Here is a 6,593-nt window from a genome sequence, read left to right as displayed (position 1 = left end):
CGAACCATCTTGTGGTAGGAGGACACTACCAATCCACAGCATCCCTTACAGTGTAGCACAGCCCTTGGAGAGGGGCTTTAATAACTACTACTCTATAATACAAGGAGGACACCTAAAAATGAGCACTATAACATATGAAAACATAAGCATAGCTGGTGTGCCATTTTCTCAGCTTAGAGAAATGGAAATCAGTCACGCACCAAACCAACATGGAATTGCCAAGTTGGTCGGCTTGATCCCGTATCAAGAAGCTATAGAGTTTGCACAACGAGTGGATGAAACCTTTGCCATTGATATTACCACATCGGCAGAAGGGCAGCCAAGCCAGCTGTTTTATGGGCTCATTACGCAGCTTTCTCACGAAAAACAGAATGATTTTGCACTTGTAACATTAGAGGCAAAGACTACTAACGTAATTTTGGATGTAGCGCCTGCCAATAAGACATTCCAACGCACTACAATGACATACGGAGAACTTTTGAGTCAGTTGGTTGGGAGCAAGGGAACCGTTACAGTGACTGCAACAGATAAGCCAACAGGCGCCTTTATTATTCAATGTAATGAAACGGATTGGCAGTTCATCATCCGAATGGCGTCTGCACTTGGAGTGCCAGCCTGTGCCAATATTACAACCAAAAAACCATACATCTATGTTGGGCCGCCGCCGGTGAGCAAGGTTCGGAATATTGAGACTGTAGAATACCATTCTGAAAAAAGTGTGTCCTCTTATAACACCTTTTCATCAACACAGGCGGGTGCCATGGCTGACGATTTTGCTGGAGATTCACTTACCTCTTTTGACTATGCCTATGTTGGTGATCAGCTCAATCTAAACGGAAAGACATTTTATGTGAAAAGTATTCATGCGTCTTTAAAAGATGGAAACCTGGTCTGTGAATATGGTGTGGGATTAAAAACGAGCTTTGTTTCACCAGCGATCTCTAATACCCAAGCATCAGGAAAAATGATGACAGGTATTGTTCAGGCGGTAGAGAAAGATAAGGTGCAAGTGTTCTTCAATTCGATTGATGGTTCTTATGATGGAGGTGGGGACTGGTGGTTCCCTTACTCCACAGCATATTCCTCTCAGGATGGTAGTGGCTGGTACAGTATGCCTGCTGTAGGAGATGAAGTACGAGTATTCTTTCCATCAGGCAGTGAAAAGGATGCTTTTGCGGCAAGTTCTGTGCAGAAAACACCAGGGGCTAAGGTAACAGACAAGGTTTGGAGTGGGCCGAATGGAAAGAAAATCCTATTGACAGAAGAAGGCCTTATGATTATTGGGCGTGAAGGGAAACTATTTATTGGGCTTACTGATGAAAAAGGCATCGAAATTATCTCAGACAAAAACATTACAATTACATCTGCCTGTAATGTCAATATCCAAGCTGGAGATACCGTTAATCTACTGGCAGAAAATCATATCCTTTTAGGTACACAATCTGCTTATGTAGATATTCGAAAGGAAGGCATTACACTGACAGGAGAGAATGTTATTTTGACATAAAACAGAGTAAACAGAAAGGGTGGCATAATGGAGCGCGTGGAGGCTGAGAAGGAGTTTATGGAAAAGTGCTATATGCCACTATTCCAATCCTGGCTACAAGAAGTTACACAACAATACGGCGCGGAATTTAATAAAAATGAAACGTTGTTTGTGATGTATATTAAGCAATTTTTAGATGCTGTATCCAAGGTTCAAGACCGAACAGGCATTGAATTAGGTGTAATAACCTGCTCTATTCTTTGGACCTCGCTATTAGATGGAACTCCAGCAATTTTAATGGAAGCTTATGCCCAAAAACCATTTGTTGATGATCCGATTATGGGGGAAAAGGTATCAGTGCCATGGATGTTTTATCACTGGAGCAATTTTGTAGAATCTATGGAGCGCAGGTGTGGTGAGCTAGGACTTGGAACTTACATTCGGCTGCCAGAAGTCAAGGCCAAAGCAATCCAAGCAGCACGCGACATTGTATTTATCTATTGGATTGCTATGAAGGCGCATCTGCGTCAATTTCCAGAAACAACAACGTGGCGTAGCTTAAAAAAGGGGCCTCTTCTATGCGTGACGCTTGGTGAATATATGGAGCGTCAATATGCCTTACTTGGAGAGCGGGAGGAACTTGATTTAACACTTTTAGAGCCAAATAGTAGTGCTCGGTTTGCAAGATTCCAAAATAAAGTGTATAGAAATCAGAGATTTGAGGGTTTCGTACTGTCTGATACAGTTTTTGAACGATGTACTTTTCAAAATGTTGAGTTTGAGGCTTGTACTATGTGTGATGCACGCTTCATTGACTGCACATTTGAACACTGTACATTTTCCAATTTAAGTTTGATGGGAACCGAAATTTATGCCACACGGCTGACAGATGCAATCTTTGAGCGTGTTTGGTCTGAGACTGGACAAAGTGGGGAGCGAAAAGACTTCCTATCCTGTGGTCATACCAGCATTACAAATTGCTTGCTGGAAAGGGTCAGTTTCCGTAATACTGAACTACGACAAGCAAGGGTTGATAATTGCCAGTTTATTAAGCTCCATGTACTGGAGAGCGATCTCTGCGCCTCTTTACAAAAACATGCTGTAGAGGAGGAGTAGACAAGTGAATTCATTTCAATATTTTCAAATTAAACAAGATAAAAAGTTAAGCAATCCAATACAGATTTTCCACTTTGCTGTTGAGGGTGATTATACGGAAGGTAAGCCTATTGACTCCGCAATAATTCCAAAACAGCAAGTAGCTTACTTTGAATATTCTCCCCAGGTAGAGATGTGTGATGTATTATTTCAACCAACTCTTTTAATTGAAAATTCGATAAAGAAGCTATGGCGGTTGTATGAGCCACAGATGAAATTCAAAGGTGTTCAAGTGTTTGCAAATGATCCTAAAATCAATATTGCACCCATGTATTGGTGTCCAGTGGTTCCCCCTGTTGCTTGTATGAATGAAGCGACTGAGCTGTATCCGGATAAAACATTGAAGCACCTTGCGATACAATTTCGTGCAGTGCAAGGTCGGCATATATTCCAAGTGGCAGGTTTATCTGAACCAGTAGTCGTGGTATCACTTCCTGTTGCGGAGAGTATGTTGAAACGATCAGCTATTGGATTTGAATTACAGGCGGTAGAGCTGGTGTAACAGAAGGAAATACATTAAGAAGGGATGATTTACTTGCTGAAATTACAGCTTAACTCGGGAAAAGCATTGATTGGTACAGGAGATATGGCATTGCAAGAGCAAGTTGAGATTTTCCAATTGTAATGTGGAGGATATGTAAAAATGGGACATAGGAAAAGACCTACAATCCCTTCCGTTCTGATTGGTGTAGTGGGTATCATATTTTTTTTCTGGGTAGTTATGGGAGCACTCCCAACAGGTTGGATCTATGATTTGGGTGTGGGCTCTGGAACAGAACAAGGTCAAACCCCCAATGCGAATGTGCAACATATAATAAAGCAGGAAAATTTGGAAGCGTTCTTTTTTGAAAATCAGCCTGCAACAATAATAGGGGATACATTTGTACCGTGTCCTCTCATGCGTCTTAGAGACAGTGGTGAGGCAGGAGAACATTATATTCGCAATCATTCATTTGGCACAAAAAGAAAGATCCATACCCCAGAGTATAGAAGCCTACATTACCCAATCACACCACTTGATACTGTTGTTAACTGGTTTGTTATGGCGTCCTCCTATAACCAATATTATTTAGTGCAATTGGAAGATGGTTCTTATATCTGCGCTTATTTTGATGACTACTTAATGATACCAAAGGTATTTCAACAAGAAATAGAACTTCCTACTGGCTATATACGGTACAGTACAACTGAGGAGAAAGTTATGCTGTCAACTATGGCTGAGGATTATGAGGTTAATCCAGTGTATGTATTAGATATGTATCGGGATGGTAAAGCACCTTGGATTTTGGATAAGGCATTGCGTTTAATTGCAGCAATACTTGTAGCTGTGGTGTGTGTGACCATTGCTGGTCGCGTGAAAAAAATGAGGGAAAGACGGAGGTGAGACGCGTGGCAGAAGTTCTTGATTTGGGGCGGCTGCTCATTCAAGCGCCTGTCTCTTACCAGGCAATCAAAAATATTTCCGTAACGGAAAAGCAAGATACCCATGGACGGCTGAAACTCCATTTAGTGCTGGATTCCACCCAGTCGGCTGACCTGAGCCGGCTGGAGCAGTTCCCCATTGAGGTGCTTACCCTGGATGGTGAGAGGGTGTTCTGCGGCGTCTGCACCAACTACAGCACAGAGCAGCTGGGCCAATATCAGGAACTGCATATCGAAGCGGTCACAAACTCTTACCTGGCGGATATTACCCCCAAGAGCCTCACCTTCCAAAACGAGAGCAAGACGCTTCAAAGTATCCTGGAACAGGTGCTCGGCCCCTATGGCGTCCTGCTGACGCTGGAGCAGAACCCTACCGTTTCCCAGATGATCTACCAGCAAAATGAGACGGACTGGGCGTTTGCCAGACGGATCGCCAATCAGTTCGGCATGAGCCTGTTCGTCAACGGGAAAGCGGCAGGGTTCCAGCTCCATGTGGGCGCGATCCCCTTCACCGTCCATCCGGTGGAAGCCCTTCCCAACGAGGTTGTGGAGAAGGATATCCAGGCCCTGCGCCTGCATCAGCAGACCACGAACCCCCAGCTGATGGCGTTTGAGGTGGAACGGTATGGCGGACCTGTTGCGGAGCTGAATCTGGGCGTCGGACATGCATTGGAGAAGGACGGCCGCACTTTTATCCTTGTAAGCAGTGAGATCACAGCCTCTTTTGGGACTCTGATCAACCGTATTCAATGCGTGAGCCAGCCCGGCGCGCTGCCCGAGCCGGCTCAGGCGCCGGTGTCCAACATTGCCGGGGGAAGCGGCAATACAGAAAACCCCCAGGGCCCCGCGCCTCAGCTGCACAGCAGTAATATCATCAGCGGCCAGGTGCTGGAGGTTTCCGGCTGCGACGTCAAGGTGCAGTTCGATTCCGGCAGCGGCACACGCTGGATTCCCTATGCCAGCCCCCTGAGCGACTGCATGTATGTCATGCCGGATGTTGGGGATACCGTATTCTGTTACTTTGAAAATGACGGCACCTTTGTCTGTCTGGGCAGCAAGCATGTTGATAACAGCCGCAGTGATTTCAGCCACCCGGAGGAAAAGGTCCTGACCTCCAAAAACCGGATGATCAAGTTCAAGGGCACAGAACTGGATATTACCGGCAGCCGGAGCGAGATGGACGGCGAAGGCGGGATGCAGCTCAAAATTATCCTGTCGGATGAAGAGGGGATCGAGATTGCATCCACCAAGGACGTAACCTTTGCTGCCAAGGAGAAGATCTATATCCAGGGTGTGGAGCAGGAGCCGGATAACCCGGCCCAAAGCCAGGAGATTTTGCAGGGGCAGGCCGCGCAGGCGGAAAAATTCAAGCAGATGGAGAAGCAGGGCGCGGACTACCAAACAGCCCATGGCGGTCAGCCCGGTGACGCCACGCTGGCGGAAGCGGGGCTGGCGGCACTCAGGGATGTCGGTGGAGCTATTTGGGATGAGATAGCCTCTCCGTTTTCCACGGTCGCGTCGTGGTTTACATCGAGCGGCGGGGGAGGAAGTCAGGCGGCGGACAACAGCATTGAATTTGCTGAAGTGGAAGACAAGCAGATCCAGATTTTCGGACTGAACTACTGTAAATTACAGGTTCAGGAATCTTATCTGTGGATCAGTGGAACGGATATCTTTGGACAGAGCCCTGTTCTCCATGAGCTGGGCTTTTACCGTGGGCGCACCTATGAGAGGATGGAGGAAAACACCAATACCTTCATGGACAACCTGCTGGACGGTGTGCAGCTGGCGCTGGATATTGTGGGTATGGTGGGCAGCTTTTTCCCACCTCTCAACGTTGTAGCCAGCGTCGCCAACGCGGCGATCTCCTTCTGCCGAGGGGATGTTGGAGGAGCAGTGACGAACCTGCTGGGCTGCATTCCAGGCGGTTCGTTCCTGGGGGCCATTGGAAAAGTTGCGTCAGGAACGAAAAAGCTGAAAAAACTTGCGACGGTATTGGAGTGGTTTGGTAAAATCACGGATTGGATCGATAACGCCCAGCTGGTTATTGGTTCCAGGGACGCGATTGCTTCTCTGGAAAACTTCTTTGATGTGGTGTTCAGCGACGCCTCCGAGCAGGAAAAATGGGACGCACTGTATGATGCGGCCAACCAGATGAAAAATTATGTTTCTCCCGCGATGGGCGCGGTGACCCGTCGCCGGGGCAGGGGTGCGGATGATACAAAACGCACCAACAAACCGGAGGGGCCGGATACAAAGAGCAAGAATGATTCTGGGGGTGATCCCCAAATACAGAAAAATGCGGAACTCGGAGATTCGAGCAAAAAGAAGAAGGGAGACAGGCAAGATCCCGACAAAAATCCAAAATGCGGCGATCCCATTGATATGGTCACCGGCAGCCAGCGCATGACCAACACCGACTTTATTTTCAACGCCTCATGAAATGCCATCACAGCTGAGAATGAAAATAAAGGCAGTGCATAGGACGGCGGCATCTGCTACACTAAAGTCAGCAGGCGTAGTCCGGTTG

Annotated in this window: 5 protein-coding genes; all 5 read left to right on the top strand. The window is 46.8% G+C overall.

Annotation, left to right across the window (positions count from 1 at the left end; all coding sequences use genetic code 11):
* Positions 1-118 precede the first annotated feature (118 nt).
* The 5 genes from B5F35_RS17200 (at position 119) to B5F35_RS17180 (ending at position 6,505) form a co-directional block, all read left to right on the top strand.
* The gene (locus B5F35_RS17200) at positions 119-1,507 is read left to right on the top strand and encodes a phage baseplate assembly protein V (protein ID WP_087242817.1); all 1,389 of its coding nucleotides are present in this window, start codon (positions 119-121) and stop codon (positions 1,505-1,507) included.
* Positions 1,508-1,534: 27 nt separating this feature from the next.
* Positions 1,535-2,602: a pentapeptide repeat-containing protein gene (locus tag B5F35_RS17195; protein WP_087242815.1), complete on the top strand. Its 1,068-nt coding sequence runs from the start codon at positions 1,535-1,537 to the stop codon at positions 2,600-2,602.
* A gap of 4 nt (positions 2,603-2,606) precedes the next feature.
* On the top strand, positions 2,607-3,143 hold the full coding sequence (locus tag B5F35_RS17190) for a hypothetical protein (RefSeq protein WP_087242813.1): 537 nt from the start codon (positions 2,607-2,609) through the stop codon (positions 3,141-3,143).
* A gap of 141 nt (positions 3,144-3,284) precedes the next feature.
* Entirely contained in the window at positions 3,285-4,025 is a 741-nt protein-coding gene (locus tag B5F35_RS17185) for a hypothetical protein (protein ID WP_087242811.1), read from the top strand.
* Between the two features lie 5 nt (positions 4,026-4,030).
* The gene (locus B5F35_RS17180; protein ID WP_140401278.1) at positions 4,031-6,505 is read left to right on the top strand and encodes a contractile injection system protein, VgrG/Pvc8 family; all 2,475 of its coding nucleotides are present in this window, start codon (positions 4,031-4,033) and stop codon (positions 6,503-6,505) included.
* The last annotated feature ends 88 nt before the right edge of the window (positions 6,506-6,593 follow it).

This window comes from Anaeromassilibacillus sp. An200, assembly GCF_002160025.1.
GTDB classification, from domain to species: Bacteria; Bacillota; Clostridia; order Oscillospirales; family Acutalibacteraceae; genus Caccousia; species Caccousia stercoris.
Note: the sequence above shows the minus strand (reverse complement) of the source record. Positions and strands in the feature narration are given on the sequence as shown.

What these genes read in the sequence shown, in the direction of transcription:
- B5F35_RS17195 (WP_087242815.1), top strand. Translation starts at nt 1,535, where the DNA reads ATGGAGCGCGTGGAGGCTGAGAAGGAGTTTATGGAAAAGTGCTATATG.
- B5F35_RS17200 (WP_087242817.1), top strand. Translation starts at nt 119, where the DNA reads ATGAGCACTATAACATATGAAAACATAAGCATAGCTGGTGTGCCATTT.
- B5F35_RS17185 (WP_087242811.1), top strand. Translation starts at nt 3,285, where the DNA reads ATGGGACATAGGAAAAGACCTACAATCCCTTCCGTTCTGATTGGTGTA.